This is a genomic window from Porphyromonas gingivalis ATCC 33277, from assembly GCF_000010505.1.
Classification (GTDB): domain Bacteria; phylum Bacteroidota; class Bacteroidia; order Bacteroidales; family Porphyromonadaceae; genus Porphyromonas; species Porphyromonas gingivalis.
The window spans coordinates 2,276,617-2,297,500 of the sequence record NC_010729.1 but is presented as its reverse complement, the minus strand read 5'-3'; the positions used below and the strand labels follow the sequence as shown (position 1 = coordinate 2,297,500).

Annotated in this window: 12 protein-coding genes, 1 rRNA gene and 1 pseudogene; 10 read left to right on the top strand and 4 right to left on the bottom strand. The window is 50.5% G+C overall.

Features of this window, described 5'->3' with window-relative positions; all coding sequences use genetic code 11:
• Positions 1 to 416: 416 nt before the first annotated feature.
• Positions 417 to 1,948 (bottom strand): 16S ribosomal RNA (locus tag PGN_RS09695).
• An 849-nt stretch (positions 1,949 to 2,797) separates the two neighbouring features.
• A complete protein-coding gene (locus PGN_RS11440; protein WP_125026755.1) occupies positions 2,798 to 2,872 on the bottom strand; it encodes a DUF1661 domain-containing protein in 75 nt (24 codons plus the stop codon).
• Here PGN_RS11440 and PGN_RS12060 point away from each other — a divergent pair.
• The 8 genes and pseudogenes from PGN_RS12060 to PGN_RS09645 all read left to right on the top strand — a co-directional run.
• Positions 2,868 to 3,008: pseudogene (locus PGN_RS12060) on the top strand (hypothetical protein); the annotation flags it as partial. The gene PGN_RS11440 and the pseudogene PGN_RS12060 sit on opposite strands and share 5 nt — an antisense overlap.
• A gap of 112 nt (positions 3,009 to 3,120) precedes the next feature.
• Entirely contained in the window at positions 3,121 to 5,580 is a 2,460-nt protein-coding gene (gene pheT, locus PGN_RS09675; protein ID WP_012458713.1) for a phenylalanine--tRNA ligase subunit beta, read from the top strand.
• 42 nt (positions 5,581 to 5,622) lie between these two features.
• Positions 5,623 to 6,351: a YebC/PmpR family DNA-binding transcriptional regulator gene (locus tag PGN_RS09670; protein ID WP_004583754.1), complete on the top strand. Its 729-nt coding sequence runs from the start codon at positions 5,623 to 5,625 to the stop codon at positions 6,349 to 6,351.
• Positions 6,352 to 6,643: 292 nt separating this feature from the next.
• Positions 6,644 to 9,319 carry a DNA mismatch repair protein MutS gene (mutS, locus tag PGN_RS09665; RefSeq protein WP_043876342.1) on the top strand — a complete coding sequence of 892 codons (2,676 nt, stop codon included), beginning with the start codon at positions 6,644 to 6,646 and terminating at the stop codon, positions 9,317 to 9,319.
• A 915-nt stretch (positions 9,320 to 10,234) separates the two neighbouring features.
• Entirely contained in the window at positions 10,235 to 11,740 is a 1,506-nt protein-coding gene (locus tag PGN_RS09660) for a TolC family protein (protein WP_012458710.1), read from the top strand.
• A 48-nt stretch (positions 11,741 to 11,788) separates the two neighbouring features.
• Positions 11,789 to 12,784, top strand: coding sequence for an HlyD family secretion protein (locus PGN_RS09655; RefSeq protein ID WP_012458709.1), 996 nt, complete (start codon positions 11,789 to 11,791; stop codon positions 12,782 to 12,784).
• Positions 12,785 to 12,786: 2 nt separating this feature from the next.
• Positions 12,787 to 13,968: an ABC transporter permease gene (locus tag PGN_RS09650; protein ID WP_012458708.1), complete on the top strand. Its 1,182-nt coding sequence runs from the start codon at positions 12,787 to 12,789 to the stop codon at positions 13,966 to 13,968.
• A 58-nt stretch (positions 13,969 to 14,026) separates the two neighbouring features.
• Positions 14,027 to 15,244 carry an ABC transporter permease gene (locus PGN_RS09645; RefSeq protein ID WP_021663636.1) on the top strand — a complete coding sequence of 406 codons (1,218 nt, stop codon included), beginning with the start codon at positions 14,027 to 14,029 and terminating at the stop codon, positions 15,242 to 15,244.
• 128 nt (positions 15,245 to 15,372) lie between these two features.
• Here the strand turns inward: PGN_RS09645 and PGN_RS09640 are convergent, their stop codons facing one another.
• Together PGN_RS09640 and PGN_RS09635 are read right to left on the bottom strand one after the other, a co-directional pair.
• On the bottom strand, positions 15,373 to 15,852 hold the full coding sequence (locus PGN_RS09640; protein ID WP_012458706.1) for a Dps family protein: 480 nt from the start codon (positions 15,850 to 15,852) through the stop codon (positions 15,373 to 15,375).
• A gap of 1,028 nt (positions 15,853 to 16,880) precedes the next feature.
• Complete coding sequence (locus PGN_RS09635; protein ID WP_012458704.1) at positions 16,881 to 18,098, bottom strand: M16 family metallopeptidase; 1,218 nt, start codon at positions 18,096 to 18,098, stop codon at positions 16,881 to 16,883.
• 199 nt (positions 18,099 to 18,297) lie between these two features.
• On the opposite strand from PGN_RS09635, the gene PGN_RS09630 reads away from it, so the two are divergent.
• Positions 18,298 to 18,918 (top strand): SIS domain-containing protein, encoded by a 621-nt coding sequence (locus PGN_RS09630; protein ID WP_080504434.1) that lies wholly within the window; start codon positions 18,298 to 18,300, stop codon positions 18,916 to 18,918.
• A gap of 145 nt (positions 18,919 to 19,063) precedes the next feature.
• Positions 19,064 to 20,878: a DEAD/DEAH box helicase gene (locus PGN_RS09625; protein WP_012458702.1), complete on the top strand. Its 1,815-nt coding sequence runs from the start codon at positions 19,064 to 19,066 to the stop codon at positions 20,876 to 20,878.
• Positions 20,879 to 20,884: the final 6 nt, after the last annotated feature.

The window sequence follows — 20,884 nt, the reverse complement described above, 5'->3', positions numbered from 1 at the left end:
TTTTGCCCTTTTTGCCTCGCTTCAAAAAAAGAAGCAAAGTTCGAAGCAGGGAAAGCTCGAAAGATAAACGAACCAAGGCCTCGGGGGAGGGAAAGACTCCTTATCTTCCGGTATCTCTCCATCTTCGATCCAAGAGAGAGAACACCCTCCCGGACATCCCGATTGATTGCATCGGAATATCCGCAGGTTATATTCGTTTTATTCATACGTCGAACAAATATGGCTTTTCGCCGTGCAGTAAAGTTTTTCGGATAAAAAAAAAGCCGAGAGCCGAAACCGAAGGCGATATATGGTCTTTTCTTCTTCCCCCGATCGGATAAATCTCCGACACCGGTTCCGTTGCAAAAAACCCTACCTTCAACCAATTCTCCTTAATTTTTCGGGCAACCGTTTATGTCAATCGGTCCGAACTCCAGAAAGGAGGTGTTCCAGCCGCACCTTCCGGTACGGCTACCTTGTTACGACTTAGCCCCAGTCACCGGTATTACCCTAGTGCGCCCCTTGCGGTTACGCCCTTCAGGTACCCCCGACTCCCATGGCTTGACGGGCGGTGTGTACAAGGCCCGGGAACGTATTCACCGCGCCATGGCTGATGCGCGATTACTAGCGAATCCAGCTTCACGGAGTCGAGTTGCAGACTCCGATCCGAACTGGGGAAGGGTTTAGAGATTCGCATCCGGTCGCCCGGTAGCTGCCCTTTGTCCCTCCCATTGTAACACGTGTGTCGCCCCGGATGTAAGGGCCGTGCTGATTTGACGTCATCCACACCTTCCTCACGCCTTACGACGGCAGTCTCGGTAGAGTCCTCAGCGAAAACTGTTAGCAACTACCGATGTGGGTTGCGCTCGTTATGGCACTTAAGCCGACACCTCACGGCACGAGCTGACGACAACCATGCAGCACCTACATAGAAGCCCCGAAGGGAAGACGGTTTTCACCATCAGTCATCTACATTTCAATCCCGGGTAAGGTTCCTCGCGTATCATCGAATTAAACCACATGTTCCTCCGCTTGTGCGGGCCCCCGTCAATTCCTTTGAGTTTCACCGTTGCCGGCGTACTCCCCAGGTGGATTACTTAACGCTTTCGCTGTGGAAGCTTGACGGTATATCGCAAACTCCTAGTAATCATCGTTTACTGCGTGGACTACCAGGGTATCTAATCCTGTTTGATACCCACGCCTTCGTGCTTCAGTGTCAGTCGCAGTATGGCAAGCTGCCTTCGCAATCGGAGTTCCTCGTGATATCTATGCATTTCACCGCTACACCACGAATTCCGCCTGCCGCCGCTGAACTCAAGCCCGGCAGTTTCAACGGCAGGCTGAACGTTGAGCGCTCAGGTTTCACCGCTGACTTACCGAACAACCTACGCACCCTTTAAACCCAATAAATCCGGATAACGCTCGCATCCTCCGTATTACCGCGGCTGCTGGCACGGAGTTAGCCGATGCTTATTCTTACGGTACATTCAATGCAATACTCGTATCGCCCGTTATTCCCGTATAAAAGAAGTTTACAATCCTTAGGACAGTCTTCCTTCACGCGACTTGGCTGGTTCAGGCTCTCGCCCATTGACCAATATTCCTCACTGCTGCCTCCCGTAGGAGTCTGGTCCGTGTCTCAGTACCAGTGTGGGGGATAAACCTCTCAGTTCCCCTACCCATCGTCGCCTTGGTGAGCCGTTACCTCACCAACTAGCTAATGGGACGCATGCCTATCTTACAGCTATAAATATTTCCTTGTAATATCATGCAATAATACAAGTGTATGCGGTTTTAGTCCGTCTTTCAACGGGTTATCCCCCTCTGTAAGGCAAGTTGCATACGCGTTACGCACCCGTGCGCCGGTCGCCATCAACCTTAGCAAGCTAAGATCATGCTGCCCCTCGACTTGCATGTGTTAAGCCTATCGCTAGCGTTCATCCTGAGCCAGGATCAAACTCTCCACTGTCATATTTGTGTGTTTGTTTGCTTCTGTTATTATCGCTCAGACGCCGATTATTACCCTTTGGATAATTCGATTTATCAGGTAGTACACCTCGGTTTCTTTTTCTCTCTCGGTCTTTTCGTTTTTCTCTTTGACAGAGTATATGTCCTCGTCGAGAGACGGTTTCGTCAATAACAGCCGGTAAATCCGCCCTCCTCTCTCTGCGAGGGGGCAGAAATCCTGCAAGAAATGGCGAAGCCCTTCTCTCTCCTTCTTGTACTACACTTTTGTTCTTCGTATGAACAATGTCAATGATCGCGCTCCGACTGCCCTCCCCAATCTCCGGATCGAAACCCTTCATGTGGCGGACAGTGGGTGCAAAAGTAAAACCTTTTTCCGAATCGGCAAAATCAATCGGCTCTTTTTTCAGGGCTGACGCTCATGAAAAAGCTCGTCGCCTGATCCCCCCCAAAAAAGAATCCCGACGCGCTCGGCGGAACAATTCCTCTATCAATCGGGCAGGAATCGCTTTTGCGGTCACAAAAGTACGCCTTTTTTCTTTACAGACAAATCTTTCAAATTCTTTTTTCAACCGGTTCGACAAAAAAACAGCCCCCGAAGAAAAGGACTCCCTCCCAAGAAAGAAGACAAAAGGGAGCATATATTAATATGTTCGCGCGCGTAAGAGCAATTAAAAAGACCGCAAACGAAAAGAAATGAGAAGATGTTTTTTTCCTCGCACAAAAAAGATTTTTTGACCGAAATGTTGGCGGTTGGTCCGGAATAAAGGGTACAAGGGAAAGAGAAGGGTGTCGAAAAAAACAGAGGCACCAATCGAACAAGCCGAAACTCGAACCGAAAATCGCCCAAATCTCAAACCAAAATCCCCAAAAAATGGCGCGAGAATCTTTTCGTTCCGGCGCGAGATTTTTTCAACTCCCGCGCCAAAACAAAAATATTCTCAGACCACGTTTTACAGCCCGAAATACACCGAATTTTTCAGACCGGAAAGGAAAGACAGAATCTTTGGGAGAACGAAAAGCAGAGCACTCGGAGGGTGCAAATCAGCGCAAGACGAACATAAAACAAACACTCCCCGAGAAAAACGCTAAATTTGTGGGCTTACATATAATAATCGCGTTTGAGACCTGACCCATGAGTCTCTGAAGCACATATACAACTAAGGAGTAACAAAGATGAATATCTCATACAAATGGCTCTTGGAGTACCTGCCCTGCGCCCTCTCTCCGCAAGAGATAGCCGACACGCTCACTTCCATCGGTCTGGAGACCGGCGGTGTAGAAGAGATCGAAACGATTCGGGGAGGCTTGCGAGGTTTGGTCATCGGCCATGTTCTGACTTGTGAGGAACACCCGAATTCGGATCATTTGCATATCACCACGGTAGATGTGGGGGCGGATGCGCCTTTGCAAATTGTCTGCGGTGCACCCAATGTGGCCGCAGGACAAAAGGTGGTAGTGGCAACGGTGGGCACCACGCTCTATCACGGAGAAGAAGAGTTTGCCATCAAGAAATCCAAGATTCGCGGAGTGGAGAGTTTCGGAATGATATGCTCCGAAGTGGAAATCGGTGTAGGCTCGTCGAATGACGGGATTATCGTCCTGCCGAGCGATGCGCCCGTGGGGATGCCTGCCGCCGAGTACTACCATGTAGAAAGTGATTATTGCATAGAAGTGGACATTACACCCAACCGCGTGGATGCCACTTCGCACTATGGCGTGGCACGCGACTTGGCGGCCAGCCTGAAACGTAATGGTGTACCTGCGGAACTCAAACTGCCGGAGGTAAACCTGCCGACGGACATCATCGACAGTCGAATAGAAGTGAAAGTGGCAGATGCTACGGCCTGCCCACGCTATCAGGGATTGGTGATCAAAGGCATTACGGTAAGAGAAAGCCCCGAATGGCTGCGCAACAGGTTGCAGGCGATCGGCCTGCGTCCGATCAATAACATCGTGGATATTACGAATTACGTCCTTCATGAGTTCGGTCAACCTCTTCATGCTTTCGATTTGGCTTTTATCAAGGGAGACCAAGTTCATGTGCAGACAGTAGCCGAGGGTACTCCGTTCGTCACACTGGATGGAGTGGAGCGTAAGCTGACGGCCGAGGATCTGATGATATGCGATTCGAACGGCGATCCCATGTGTGTGGCGGGCGTTTTCGGTGGTCTTCACTCCGGTGTAACGGAAAAGACGAAGGACATATTCCTCGAGAGTGCCAACTTCAACCCGACGATGGTACGCCGTACGGCTCGTCGATTGGGTCTCAATACGGACAGTTCTTTCCGCTTCGAGCGCGGACTGGATCCGGAGCGCACGGATTGGGCATTGCGTCGTGCTGCTTCGCTTATATTGGAGATTGCAGGAGGCCGTCTCGGTGGGATGACAGATGTCTATCCCAATCCTCTGAAACCGCACCAAATCTGTTTGTCTTTCGAGAAAGTGAACAGCGTGATAGGCAGAACGATAGAGCCTGAGACGGTACGGAGCATCCTCGACAGTCTTGAAATTCGCATCAGCAAAGAAGAAGACGGGGTAATGACGTTGGAAGTACCACGCTATCGTACGGATGTGACCCGCGATGTGGATGTGATCGAAGAGATCATGCGCATCTATGGCTACAACCAAGTGGAGCTGACGGGCTATATCCGTGCCAGCTTGGGACACGAGACAGAAACGGATCGTCGCTACAAATGGCAGACAGTCGTATCCGAACAATTGGTCGGAGCCGGCTTCAATGAGATACTCAACAATTCGCTTACGGCCGGTTCTTATTACGAAGGCCTTAAGACCCATCCGAGAGAGATGGCCGTGGAGCTGATGAATCCGCTGAGTCAGGAGCTAAACTGCATGAGACAGACTCTGCTATTCGGGGGATTGGAGACGCTCAGCCACAATCTCCGTCGTAAGCATCTCTCCCTCTATCTCTTTGAATGGGGTAAATGTTATCGCTTCCATGCCGCAAAGCGCACGGACGAGACTCCCCTTTCAGCCTATGCAGAGGACGATCGCCTCGGCATTTGGATATGCGGACAACGGGTGCACAATAGCTGGGCACACCCCGAAGAACCGACTTCGGTGTTTGAGCTGAAAGCTGTGGTGGAGCAGGTGCTTTGTCGCGTTGGGATCGAAACCGGAGCTTATACGCTGGAGACAGCTGACAATGATCTGTACGCATCTGCCATGGAGGTCAAGACTCGTTCGGGCAAACTGTTGGGTACATTCGGAACGGTATCAACGGAACAGATCAAACGCTTCGACATCGAGCAACCCGTTTACTTCGCCGAATTGCTTTGGGATGCCCTCATGAGCGAATCGGCCCGATACAAATTGGAGGCACGCGATCTGCCTCGTTTCCCCGAAGTAAAGAGGGATCTGGCATTGCTTTTGGATAAAGCTGTTTCCTTTGCCGAAATAGAATCACTGGCTCGTGGCTGTGAGAAGAAACTGCTGCGCAGGGTGGAACTATTCGATGTGTACGAGGGAAAGAACCTGCCTGCCGGAAAGAAGAGTTATGCCGTGAGCTTCTTCCTGCGCAATGATGAGAAGACGCTTAACGACAAACAGATAGAGGCTATCATGGCTAAGATACGGACGACTCTGGAGCAAAAGCTCGGTGCGCAACTCCGCTGACAATCAAACGAAAATCGACAAAATAAGAATCGACATATCATTATGGGACGAGCATTTGAATATCGTAAAGCAAGGAAAATGAAACGCTGGGGCAATATGGCCCGCGTCTTCACCAAGTTAGGAAAGGAAATCACCATCGCTGCCAAAGAAGGCGGCCCCGACGTGGAGACCAATCCGCGTCTGCGTATCCTCGTGCAGACAGCCAAGAAGGAGAACATGCCGAAGGAGAACGTGGAACGCGCCATCAAAAAAGCTACCTCCAAGGATTATACCGACTACAAGGAGATGAACTATGAGGGCTATGGTCCTTACGGCATCGCGATCTTCGTGGAGACAGCTACGGACAATACCACACGTACCGTGGCCAATGTACGCAGCTACTTTAACAAACATGGCGGATCGCTCGGTACTTCCGGCAGCTTGGAATTCCTCTTCCAGCACAAATGCGTATTTCACATCGTCAAGAAAGACGATATGGATCTGGAAAGCCTTGAACTCGAACTGATAGACTACGGTGTGGACGAACTGGAAGAGGACGAAAACGAGATCATTCTCTACGGTGACTTTTCGGAGAACTCCAACATCCAGAAATATCTGGAAGATGCAGGCTATGAGATCGCTTCGGCCGAATTCGTCCGCATACCCAACGATACGAAAGAGGTAACCGCCGAGCAGCGCGAACAGATCGAGAAGCTCATCGAGCGAATCGAAGAAGACGAAGACGTGCAAAACGTCTTCCACAATATGAAGGAAGAGGAGGGCGAGGAGTAATCCACTCAAGCCCTATTCCCTCTATCCTCTTCTCTTCTTACCCGTAACCTCTCTAAGCGGAGTACTTTGACGCTGAGATGGCGGTGTGTCATAATGCGCAAATTGCCGGGTTGCTTGCGACATTCGGCTTCAGTCACATACTTTAATCAGCCTCAGCACCTTGTACTTTAGGCATTCTTACGTACCTAAAAGGGGGCTGTGCCAAGAATGAATTTTGACATAGCCCCGTCAGACTCTCGGGGGACAATGCACTTCGCTTGCCTTTTTTCTTATCCAATCAACTTTTTTCACGATGGCAAAGCCTGTGGTAGAAACGCCTTTGATGCGCCAATACTTTCAGATCAAGCAAAAACACCCTGATGCTATCCTGCTCTTCAGGGTGGGAGATTTCTACGAAACATTTTCGGAGGATGCCATCGTGGCTTCCGAGATCCTGGGGATAACGCTGACACGGCGTGCCAACGGAGCTGCCCAGTTTGTCGAATTGGCCGGCTTTCCTCATCATGCGTTGGATACCTATCTGCCCAAATTGGTACGAGCCGGCAAGCGCGTGGCCATATGCGACCAACTGGAAGATCCGAAAAAGACCAAAACGCTGGTCAAACGCGGTATTACCGAACTGGTCACTCCCGGCGTATCAACCAACGACAATGTACTCTCTCATAAGGAGAACAATTTCCTTGCAGCCGTCTCCTGCGACAAAGAGGTCTTCGGTATTTCTCTTCTGGACATATCCACCGGCGAATTTATGGCCGGACAAGGCAATGCCGACTATGTGGAAAAACTCCTGACCAACTACCGCCCGAAGGAAATCCTCGTGGAACGGTCGGAGCGGTCTCGCTTCAACGACCTCTTCCACTGGAGCGGATTTATCTTCGATATGGAAGACTGGGCTTTCTCCTCGGAGAACAATCGACTCCGCGTACTCAAGCACTTTGACCTGAAAAGCCTCAAAGGTTTCGGGCTGGAAGAGCTTTCGATGGCTGTAACGGCAGCCGGAGCCGTACTGAACTATCTCGATCTGACACAGCACCATCAGCTACAACACATCACATCGCTGAGCCGACTGGATGAAAACCGGTATGTACGCTTGGATAAGTTCACCGTCCGAAGCCTTGAATTGCTTAGCCCGATGAACGAGGGAGGCAAGAGTCTGCTCGACATCATCGACCATACGATAACGCCTATGGGAGCAAGGCGTATGCGACAGTGGATCGTATTCCCACTCAAAGACCCTGCACGCATACAAGCCCGACAGCGAGTGGTGGAGTTTTTCTTCCGACATCCTGAAGAGCGAGCCATCATTGCCGAACATCTGACAGAGATAGGCGACTTGGAACGTTTGGTGACGAAAGGCGCCATGGGACGCATTTCTCCGCGAGAAATGGTACAACTACGCATTGCCCTGCAGGCACTCGAACCGATCAAGGAAGTATGTACCCAAGCAGATGAAGAGAATCTGCGCACACTGGGGGGAAAGTTGGAGCTGTGCAAGGAACTACGCGACAAGATATTGCGTGAGGTGATGCCCGATGCTCCGGCCGCTCTCGGTCGCGGCCCCGTCATCGCACATGGCGTCGATGCCACGCTCGACGAACTGCGTGCACTGGCATACAGCGGCAAAGACTATCTGATCAAGCTACAGCAGCAGGAGATAGAGCGAACGGGAATACCCAGTCTCAAAGTAGCTTATAACAATGTGTTCGGCTACTATATCGAAGTCCGCAACACGCACAAGGACAAGGTACCGGCCGAGTGGATCCGCAAGCAAACACTCGTCAGTGCCGAACGGTATATTACGGAAGAGCTGAAAGAGTACGAAGCAAAAATACTCGGAGCCGAAGAGAAAATAGCAGCCCTCGAAGGACAGCTATACGCCTTGCTTGTAGCCGAACTGCAGCGATACGTGGCACCTCTCCAACAGGACAGTCAAGCGGTGGCTTCTCTGGATTGTCTCCTCTCCTTTGCCGAGTCGGCACGCCGCTACAGATTTATCTGCCCTGTAGTGGACGAGAGCTTTACCATCGACATCAAAGCGGGCCGCCACCCCGTCATCGAACAGCAGCTACCGGCCGATGAACCTTATATCGCCAACGATATTTATTTGGACACAGACCGCCAGCAAGTCATCATCGTCACCGGCCCCAATATGAGCGGCAAGTCCGCCCTGCTCAGGCAGACGGCCCTTATCTCTCTGATGGCACAGATAGGCTCTTTCGTTCCGGCCGAAAGTGCACGTATCGGCATGGTGGACAGCATTTTCACGCGGGTGGGAGCTTCGGACAACATCTCCATGGGCGAATCCACTTTCATGGTCGAAATGCAAGAGGCCTCCAATATCCTGAACAATCTCACGCCACGCAGTCTGGTACTGTTCGACGAATTAGGACGGGGTACCAGCACCTATGACGGTATCTCCATAGCCTGGTCTATCGTGGAGTACATCCATGACAATCCCAAGGCACACCCCCGGACTCTCTTCGCCACACATTATCACGAACTGAACGAGCTGGAAGGGCAACTCGATCGGGTACACAACTTCAATGTATCGGCTCGCGAAGTGGACGGCAAGATGCTCTTCCTTCGCAAATTGGAGCCGGGCGGCAGTGCACACAGCTTCGGTATTCAAGTAGCCCGTCTCGGCGGTATGCCACACCATATCGTACAGCGAGCCACGGACATCCTGCATCGTCTCGAACAAGAAAGGGAGAGAATAGAGGGAGAGGAGCCAAAAACCAAAGACACCAAACGAGGCCCTTCCGAAAAGGTGAAAAATGCGTCGCCCACACTTCCTCGGGACGAAAAAGGCAGGAGCATCGACGGTTATCAGCTTAGCTTCTTCCAGCTCGATGATCCCGTCTTGTCCCAAATCAGAGAGGAGATCCTCGATCTGAACATCGACAACCTCACCCCCTTGGAGGCTCTCAATAAGCTGAACGACATCAAACGAATCCTCCGCGGATACTGATACGGTAGTAAAAACTAATACCGCTTCCGATAGCCCAAACGCTGTGACAGGCTAAAAACTCAAGCCAAAAAAGTTTTCAACAACGAAGACGAGCTTGGAATCATTCCAAATAAGCATCTAAAAGGAAGCAGGATTCAAACTAAAAAAGGAAGGAAATCAAACTTAAAGAAGTACGGAAACGATCTGTATATAAATGAATTTCGATTTATATACAGATCATTTTTGTTTTATATATAAATCGTTTTCAATTTGTATATAAATCGTATCTGATTTATATATAGTTCGGCCGGCTCAAAAGGCCGATTCACAAGCTTACATAAAGGAGGCACGCACTCGATTCGCAGATGAATCGAGTGCGTGCCTTATCTATTTGGTGGGGAGTCGAAAAGCCTAATCTCTCTTTACTTCATAATAGGAATAGGCTGTCCGATCGGTTCAAAATCCATGAATATCGAATAAGCAAATGGCAGAAAGGGCTCTACCATCGACTGTTTGTGCATTAGGATAAAGTCGGAGTACATTTGCATATTGTTTGTTGATTCGTCAATACAGATTCCATTCACACGAAAGACTTTGTCGGTGTGCAAATGTAATCAAAAAGCCGAAGCCGAATGAATCGCGTACATTCGCATCCTACTGCTATGCCCTCCGGGGAAGGATACATCCTTATGATTTTTGATTCCCATCTTGTCGGGAATCGACCGACAACCACTTAGAAATCCTACTCGGCTAATTTTCTAACTCGAAAATACTTGGTATAAAATCCCTTGTAAAATCATTTTTACTATTGATTTTTATTTATCAGCCGCATTTCCTTACCTTTGGGACGAAGTTCGTAGAAGAATAGATGGGGGCACGGTAGGAACGATCCGATCGAAACCCCTTTTTTGCGATAGAGACAAATAAGACTCAGGTATGAAACGATTGATTATCGCAGGCGTTTTGGCATGCGCCTTGTGGCCGGTATACGGACAGAGAGTACTGAGCGTGAACGAATGCCGGCGCCTTGCACTCGAGCACAACAGAGATTTGGCCATAAGCCGCGAAAAGATAAATGCGGCCACCAATACTCGCAAAGCCGCTTTCACCAGCTACCTGCCCGAGCTCTCGGCCACCGGTACTTACCTGCACAACCAGAAGGAAGTATCGCTATTGAGCGACGAGCAGAAGCACAAGCTCCAGAACCTCGGCACCGACCTTGTCACAGCCATAGGGCAGAATCCCTACATCACGACGGCTATTCAGTCCATCCTTGCCCAGCATCCCGATTTGGCTCCCCTTATCGGATCCATGATGCCGCAGATAGCTGCCCAAACGAGTCAGGGGCTTAACGCCTTCGGTACACACCTCGTCGATGCCGTGCGCACCGATACCCGCAATGTCTATGCCGGTGTGCTGACCCTGACCCAACCGCTGTATGTAGGCGGCAAGATATATGCCTACAACCGCATCACGCGCTATGCCGAAGAGATAGCACACTGGCAGCACAAGACCGGACAGCAGGATGTGATCCTCGCTACCGACCAGGCCTATTGGCAAGTGGTTTCTTTGGCCAATAAGCACCGCCTTGCCGAGAGCTATCTGGAGTTGCTGACGAAGCTCGACAACGATGTCCAGAAGCTCATCAAGGAGGGATTGGCTACCCGTGCCGACGGTCTCAACGTATCGGTAAAGGTGAACGAAGCGGAGATGACGCTCGCTAAGGTAGAGGATGGGCTTAGCCTCTCGCGCATGCTTCTGTGCCAAACGATAGGACTGCCCCTCGACGAGAAGATCACCCTCGCAGACGAAGGGCAAGAGGAGTTGCCGACGGCCATCGTTCCGGCAGAGACCGACCTGCAATACACCCTCGACAACCGTCCCGAACTCAAGAGTCTCGCCCTGTTAGAGCAAATCTCCAAACAGAAGATACGGCTTACACGATCGGAATATCTGCCATCGCTCGCCTTCGTTGCCAACTATTTAGTGACTAATCCGTCCTCTTTCAATGGCTTCGAGAATAAATTCGGAGGTATGTGGAATGTGGGTGTGATGCTCAAAGTTCCTATCTGGCACTGGGGGCAGGGCACGCATAAGGTAAGAGCGGCCAAAGCCGAGGCACGCATCGCAGCCCAACAGCTTGCCAAAGCGCGCGAAAGCATCGAGCTGCAGCTTTCCCAAAGCGTCCTGAAAGTACGGGAGGCAGACAAACGACTTGTCATGGCCACGAAGAACATGGAGAAAGCCGAAGAGAACCTGCGCTATGCCAATGTAGGTTTCCGCGAAGGCGTAATAACGGCCTCAAACGTACTGGAAGCTCAGACGGCATGGTTGTCGGCCCGGTCTGCAAAGATCGATGCACAGATCGACGTGAAACTGACCGAACTGATGCTGCGCAAGGCTTCGGGACACCTCTCCCCGGAAGAAGTCGTTTCGGAATGATACCGTTTTCCTTATTTCGTTATTCATCTGATCAAACATATTATCATTATGACGGACAACAAACAACGTAATATCGTATTCCCGGCGTTTCTCCTCTTGCTGGGAGTCATCGCAGTGGTGACGATCGTTGGTTTTTTCATGCTCAGACCGGCCGAGGAGATTATCCAAGGACAGATAGAAGCGACCGAATACCGAGTGTCCAGCAAAGTGCCCGGGCGCATCAAGGAACTTAGGGTATCCGAGGGACAGCAGGTGCAGGCCGGCGATACCCTCGCCGTCATCGAAGCCCCCGACGTAGCGGCCAAGATGGAGCAGGCAAAGGCTGCCGAAGCAGCTGCACAGGCTCAGAACGCCAAGGCTCTCAAAGGAGCACGCAGCGAACAGATACAGGCAGCCTATGAGATGTGGCAGAAAGCTCAGGCCGGCGTAGCCATAGCGACCAAGACACACCAGCGCGTGCAGAACCTCTATGATCAAGGAGTGGTACCGGCTCAGAAGTTGGACGAAGCCACTGCCCAGCGCGATGCGGCCATCGCTACGCAAAAAGCGGCCGAAGCCCAGTACAATATGGCTCGCAACGGTGCCGAACGCGAAGACAAGCTGGCAGCTTCTGCCCTCGTCGATAGAGCGAGAGGAGCCGTCGCCGAGGTGGAGTCGTACATCAACGAAACCTACCTCATCGCCCCACGGGCAGGCGAAGTGTCGGAGATATTCCCCAAAGCCGGCGAACTCGTAGGTACCGGCGCACCTATCATGAATATCGCCGAGATGGGCGATATGTGGGCCAGCTTTGCCGTTCGTGAGGATTTCCTCAGCAGCATGAACATGGGAGCCGTTCTGGAGACTGTGGTGCCGGCTCTGAATGAAGAAAAAGTACGCTTCAAGATTACATTCATCAAGAACATGGGCACCTATGCTGCTTGGAAAGCGACCAAGACAACAGGACAGTACGACCTGAAGACCTTCGAGGTAAAGGCCACCCTTGTGGATAAAGACAAGGCACAAAAGCTACGCCCGGGTATGTCCGTGATCATACGCAAGTAACGATGAGCAGTAAGGCCATGCACGGGACAGCCCTTATAGCCACCATGCGCAGAGAGGTACGACAACTGACGAGTCGCGTCCTCTTCCTCTTCTGCATGGTGATAGCTCCTGTCTTTTGCTGTCTCTTCTTCCCCTCCATCATGGATATGGGGTTGCCGCAGAACCTGCCTGCGGGTATTGTGGATCTCGATCGTACACAGACGTCGCGCACCATAGCACGCCACCTCAATTCGATGGAGCAAACCCAAATCGTCAAGCAGTTCGAAAACGTGCGTGAGGCTCGGCTGGCAGTACAGCGAGGCGAGATATACGGTTACTACTATATACCCGAGGGAATGACACGGGATGCCTACGCACAGAAGCAGCCCAAGCTCTCCTTCTATACCAACTATGCCTATATGGTGGGTGGCTCGCTCCTCTTCAGGGACAACAAGATGATCAGCGAACTGGTAGCCGGTGCAGCCGCTCGTTCGCAACTTTATGCCCGAGGAGCCACCGAAAGCCAGGCTATGGACTGGCTACAGCCGATCGTTATCGACACGCACCCCATAGGCAATCCGTGGCTCAACTACTCCATCTACCTGAGCAATATCATGATACCCGGCGTACTGGGTCTGCTCATCTTCATGGTCACAGTGTGTAGCATAGCCATGGAGATCAAGAGATCGACAGCTCGAGAATGGATGGAGACGGCCGGCGGCAGTATGTCCATCGCCCTTTTGGGCAAGCTGCTACCCCAAACCGTGGCATTCATGCTCATCGGCACCTTTATAGACGTATATCTGTATGGCTTCCTCTCCTACCCGATCAATGGCGGATTCTTGCCGATGCTGATGGTCATGTATCTCTTCATCCTCGCTTGTCAGGGTTTTGGCGTACTGATGTTCGTCACCCTCCCGACGATGAGGTTGGGACTTAGCTTTGCTTCCCTATGGGGCATTATCTCTTTCTCCATATGCGGAGCCTCGTTTCCCGCTCTCGGTATGCCGACTGTCATGCAGTCCGCCAGCGCGCTATTTCCGTTGAGGCACTACTATCTCTCTTATGTGACAAGTGCCCTTGATGGATTTTCCCTGAAATATGCTTGGACCAATATCCTCGCTTTCGTCATCTTCGCATTGCTGCCGCTACTGCTCCTTCGCCGGCTCAAGCACATACTCCTAACCTACAAATACGTCTCTTGACATGTCCGATACTACACCGAAACAGCCTCGACGCTTTTCTACGGCATTCTTCCTGACGATGTTCTCAGACCTCTTTGCCATATGGAGGTACGAGCTGTGCAAGACGTTCAGAGACATGGGTATGGTCATCTTTTTCATCATAGTGCCCCTCCTGTACCCACTCCTCTACAGCTATATATACAGCCATGAAGTGGTACGCGATGTGCCGGCCATGGTGGTGGACAGATCGAACTCGACACTGAGCCGCGAATACCTGCGAAGGGTAGATGCCACACCCGAAGTAAGCATCGTAGGACACTGCACCGATATGGAAGAGGCCAAGGAGCAAATCCGCAGACGCAATGCCTATGGCATCATCTACGTTCCGGAGGATTTCTCCGAACATCTCAATACCGGCAGGAAGGCCCATATCTCTCTCTACTGCGATATGAGCGGATTGCTCTACTACAAAAGCCTGCTCATTGCCAATACACTGGTTTCGCTGGAGATGAACAAAGAGATCAAGATAGCGCGCAGCGTAGGAGCTACCGAGCGTCAGGGAGAGATCATCTCTTACCCCATCGACTATGAAGACGTGGCACTGTATAACCCGACCGTCGGTTTCGCTTCCTTCCTGCTACCTGCCGTACTCATTCTGATCATACAGCAGACACTCCTGCTCGGCATAGGACTCTCGGCCGGTACGGCACGTGAGAGGAATAAGTTTCACGACCTCGTACCTACCGATATCAGCCACTACTCCGGCGCACTCCGTATCGTCTTTGGCAAGGGGCTGGCCTATCTGACCATCTACGTGCCGGTACTATGCTACACGCTGGTCATCGTACCACGCATGTTCGGCTTTATCCAGCTGGCAGAAGCCATGGATCTGATTCTCTTTGCCCTGCCCTATCTGCTGGCTTGTATCTTCTTCGCCATGTCGCTTTCTGTCGTGGTACGTCATCGGGAAAGCTGTATGATGATCTTCGTCTTTACTTCTGTACCGCTCCTTTTTATCTCCGGAGTGTCGTGGCCCGGGGCATCCATACCGGAGGGTTGGCGCATTGTCTCTCATCTCTTCCCATCCACATTCGGCATCAATGGATACATCAAAATCAAGTCCATGGGGGCCAATCTGCGAGAGGTCAATAGCGAGTACATGGCTCTTTGGCTACACACGATCCTCTACTTCCTGACTACCTGCGCCATCTACTACCGTCAGGTACGTAAGAACCGTCGCCACATTCGCGAAGCCGACTCTCTCATTGCACAAGGCTACAAAGAAGTCCTCGAATAAAACCGTCGCAGTATCGATTCGCATTCAGCCAGGAAATACAGCAATAAAAAAAGCGATGCTCTTCCGAACATCGCTTTTCTCTTTTGGGTTTGGTGCTTTAATCTTGCCCCATCCTCTGTAAGAAGTTTTTACTTGGTAGCGTAGGCAGACAGCATCCAAACGAGCTTCTCTTGCCCGGAGAGGAAACCGATCATCAAATCCACCGTTACCTCATCGCCTGCCTCACCGGCAACTTCTGCGATGGCACGCTCCTTCGCCATGATGATCTGCAGCGTATCGGTCACATTCTTCAGCGTACTTGCAGCGCAAACGAGTTCGTGCTCTTCCTTCACTTCTGCTACTTTCAGGTACTCGCTGAAGCGGTTCTCAGGCTTGCCACCAAGTTGGAGGATACGCTCAGCTACCTCGTCGATTTTCCCTGCGAGGTCATCGTACATCTTCTCGTACTGCTCATGCAGAACGAAGAACTCTGCGCCACGGATATTCCAGTGGAACCCGCGAAGGTTGGAGTAATACACTTGGAGGTCGGCCAACAAACCGGACAAACCTTTCACTACGGGAGCAACTTGCTGCTCTTTCAAACCCGTTACTTCAAGAATCTTTTTCATAATCTTCTACGTTTTTAATTGTGTTCCTTTTAGTTGTGAAACAAAAGTAGACATTAACGGCCACTACTGCAACAGAAAGCATTTATACACATATTGAGTCCGTCAATAGCCCCCCACATCCTACCCTGCATAGACCACGAAAACAATACGCTTTTAAGTAGAATAGAGAAGAGACTTACTGACAAGAAGCCGGTGGTATAAAAACTAATTCTGTCAGCAGAAAGCTTCATTTTTCACCATCGATACAAGCATTGATTTGAAGAAGAAAAGAGAACTTCATGTGGATCTCTGCGAACCCCAAGTATATACCTGAAGAAAAGTTGGGGAAATCTCAGTTTACTTGGCAGCCATACACCTGCTCATTGATCTTTCCCTGAGATACAAAGAATGGTCTCACACGAGAGGATACTATGGTCTCCTATGAGAGGATACTATGGTCTCATATGAGAAGATACTATGGTCTCATATGAGAGGATACTATGGTCTCCTATGAGAGGATACTATGGTCTCATATGAGAGGATACTATGGTCTCATACGAGAGGATACTATGGTCTCATACGAGAGGATACTATGGTCTCATATAAGAGGATACTATGGTCTATTGATGGAAGATGCTATCTGCTCTCTGTCGGATGGCAGGTTCGGGGAGTGGGAGGTTCCGTGCGAGCTGTTAAACCGATAGATGAGACTGTCGCACGACATTTTCCGGGAGATTTCATTGTCAATTGACTGATTTTTCAGTGTCGTTATAGATATGAATACCTCTCTCCTCCATGACTTGTGCGACACGCTCTATAGGTGAGCAAAAACGATACCGAAAAGATACTTCTTGATAACCTTCTCTTTTTGCAAAGGGCTCGTTAAGATGAGTTTGCATCAAGGTATTTCACTCAGGAAAGAGGAGAAGGGGGCTTATGCTCATTTATAGTATAGTGCATGCAACTCTCTGAACAAAAGGGATTGAAATAGGAATCAGGAGTACTTTTGACAGATAAGCCCAAGTATGCAATGGGATGATCAAGCCCGATCAGCAATAAATCAGTGTAAGCATGCTGTCAGGATTCAGCACTTCGGCCGCAATCTCACGGAGCCGATCGGAGGTAATGGCATCGATACGATGGAAAATATCCGAAAGGGGATCGTATTTGCCATAGAGGAGCATACTCTTGCCCAATGAAAGGAATGTGGACTCCTTATTGTCAGCCGACACGATGAGCTGCCCTTTGAACTGTCGTTTGGCAGATTCCAGTTCTATCGGAGAAAGAGGGTGTTGGATCAAATAGCGCAACTCTTTTCTGACAAGCTCCATGGCTGCTTCCGCATATCGGGGAGCGCAGCCGAGGTAGATATTGAAGATTCCCGTATCGGAATAAGGCGTGTAATTGCTCTCTACGTTATAGACATAGCCATGCTCTTCACGCAGTGAGAGATTGAGCCGGGAGTTCATACCCGGCCCTCCGAGGATATTATTAAGCAGACTTAGCGGAATGCGTCTGTCGTCGTGGAGCGAATAGGCCGGACCGCCCATGAGGATGTGATGCTGGTAGGTATCCTTGTGCCGTCTGATGGTACGCGGCAGAAAGCCTTCCCTGAGGGTATGGAGAGGAGTTCCATCGGTATTACGGATGGAGACCTTCTCGGCCGGATTAAGGGGCCAATCGGACAAGTCTGCTTCTCCGGCCAGGAAGAAGATCATATTGTCCGGCCGGTAATGGCGACGGAGGAAGTTACGACCTATTTGTCCCGTGATGCGTGATACAGAAGCCTCTGTGCCGAGAATGTTATGTCCGAGAGGATGATGACGGAAAAGGATATTCTCGAATTCGTCGAATATAAGTTCCGAGGGATTGTCTCGATAAGAATTGATTTCGTCGATAACAACGGTTTTCTCTTTGGTCAATTCTTCTTCCGGGAATCGGCTATGCTGTACAATATCGAAAAGGAGATTGGTGGCACGGTTGAAGTGCGCTTTCGGAAAGATGCAGTACACATAGGTGGATTCTTTCTCGGTGAAAGCATTAAGCTCGGCACCGACCTCTTCCATGCGACGAATGATCTGAAGGCTATTGCGCAGGCTGGTGCCCTTAAAGAGCATGTGTTCCGTCAGATGAGCCAATCCATGATGCCGCGAGCTTTCGTGGCGTGTGCCGACGCCTATGGCAAAGCCGGCGTATGTAACTTCGCCCGCATGCGGTTTATATACCACATGCAAACCGCTCGGCAGCGTGTATAGTTGATAATCCATTTATAAATTCGGAATATCCGTTACATAGTGCCCTTCCGGCTATCATGCTTTCAGGGCTTTTCTCAATGTTTTAGCTTAATTGCATTTTGCTTAGCCACCCTTCCAATTCTAAATCGAATAAGATTTAGTGCAAAGAAAGAGCCATAAAAGCATAATATGCAAAATTAAATAAATACTTTTGCAGCGCAATTTATTGAGCATGAAGGCAGAAATACACAATCGAACCATCTCCGAAATACTGGCACATGAAGCTGAAGCCATCCGTACCATCCCTGCAGACAACGACTATAAGGCGGCTATCGGCCTCATTGTTCGTCAAGTGCATGGCTCTAACGGTCGGCTGATAACTTCGGGTATGGGCAAGGCCGGACAGATTGCTGCCAACATAGCCACGACTTTCAGTTCCACCGGTACTCCCGCATACTTCCTTCACCCGAGCGAAGCCCAGCATGGCGATTTGGGTTTGGTGCGTAGCGGTGATATTATGCTTCTGATCAGCAATTCGGGGCGAACGCGCGAAGTACTGGAGTTGGTAGAGCTGACCAAACGCTTGGTTCCCGATACGAAATTCATCCTCATTACAGGCAACCCCGAGAGCCAGCTTGCGGCGGAGGTGGATGTCTGCCTGGCCACCGGCAATCCGGCCGAAGTATGTCCTTTGGGAATGACTCCGACTACCAGTACGACGGTGATGACAGTGATCGGCGATGTTCTGGTCGTAGGTACGATGCAGGAGATCGGCTTCGGCTTCGAGGATTATGCACGTCGCCATCACGGCGGTTATCTTGGCGACAGAAGTCGCGAAATATGTGGGCGATAGACTATCGGACACACATTATTCAATCCATTTCTTTCCTTTTTCGGAATTATTAGGACGGAAAGGTCCCTCGGAAGGTTATGCACAGAGAGAGTTGTTGGTGTGCAATGCCGGCCGTCGGCCATACTAACATCTCACTCAAAACAGAATGAAAACATTTGAAGAATTAGGCATTGCCAAACCGTTTTTGAAAGCAATTGCCGAATTGGGCTTCGAACAGCCCATGCCTGTGCAGGAAGAAGTAATACCTTATCTCCTCGGAGAGGACATCGACCTGATCGCTTTGGCACAGACCGGCACAGGCAAGACTGCCGCTTTCGGCCTTCCGCTGCTCCAGAAAATAGATTTGTCGGGAGGACGACCGCAGGCTTTGGTACTCTGCCCGACTCGCGAACTGTGTCTACAGATAGCAGACGACTTGAACAGCTATTCCAAGTATTTGTCCGATGTGCACATCCTGCCCGTTTACGGAGGTACACCTATAGATGCGCAGATCAGAGCCTTGCGCCGTGGTGTGCAAATCGTCGTGGCAACGCCCGGCCGTCTCCTCGACCTGATGCGCCGTGAGGCCGTCAGCCTGTCGGACATTCATACGGTAGTATTGGATGAAGCGGATGAAATGCTCAATATGGGCTTTGCAGAAGATCTGGAGCAAATCCTCGCAGATATTCCATCCGAACGCCATCTGCTATTGTTTTCGGCTACGATGCCCAAAGAGATCTCCAAGATCGCCGCTTCGTACATGAAAGACCCCAAGGAAATTGTCATCGGCAATAAGAATGAGGGCAATGCCAATATCAAGCATCTATACTACATGGTCTCGGCACGCCATAAATATCTTGCACTAAAGCGAATTGCCGACTATTATCCCAATATCTATGGTATTGTTTTCTGTCGCACCCGTAAGGAAACGCAGGAGATTGCCGATCAACTGATTCAGGACGGCTATAACGCAGATTCTCTTCATGGCGATCTCAGTCAGGCTCAGCGCGACTATGTGATGCAGAAGTTTCGCGTCCGCAACCTTCAACTGCTCGTTGCCACCGATGTGGCTGCCCGCGGATTGGATGTGAACGATCTGACCCATGTGATTCACTTCGGTCTTCCCGATGATGTAGAGAGCTACACCCACCGAAGCGGTCGTACAGCTCGTGCAGGGAAAACAGGTCTTTCGATCGCCATCTGCCATGTCAAGGAGAAAGGCAAAATCAAGAATATAGAGCGCACGATGCAGAAGCAGATCGAACGTGCACGCATCCCTTCCGGAGCAGAGATATGCGAAAAGCAACTGTTCAATCTGGCCGACCGTATAGAACGTGTGGATATAGAGAACACAACGGCTATCGACTCTGTCTTGAACGAAGTGAACAAGAAGCTCGAATGGATTGAAAAAGACGAATTGATTCGTCGGGTAATGGCATTGGAGTTCAATCGCATGCTCGACTATTACCAACGTGCCGAGGACGTGGAAGAAGTGGTCGAGAGGAAAAAAGACGAGGCTTCGAGAGATCGTAAAAACCGAAGACGAGGAGCCGGCGAAGCAGAAGAAGGAATGACCCGTCTGTTCATCAATTTTGGCAAGATGGATCAAATGTTTCCCAACCGACTGATCGAGCTGATCAACCGTTGTATCCCGGGGCGTGTCAATATCGGACGGATCGACCTGATGCCCCGATTCGCTTTCTTCGATGTAGACGAGTTCGAAGCCAAGAATGTAGTAGAAACCCTCAATCGGTACGAAGTGGATGGTCGCCGCATCCATGTAGAGTATGCGGATGCCAAGAAAGACTATGCCGGGGGGAAAAAAGGTGGAGATAAGAACTTTTCCGCTCGTCGCAAAGATTTCGACGGGCGACGTAGTGAAAATTCCACTTCACGTAAAAACAAAGGTCGCAAAGAGAAACCGACGGAAGGACGTTTCTACGACAAGTTCGACTCCAAACAGCGCAAGCGTCGGAAGTAAAAAACC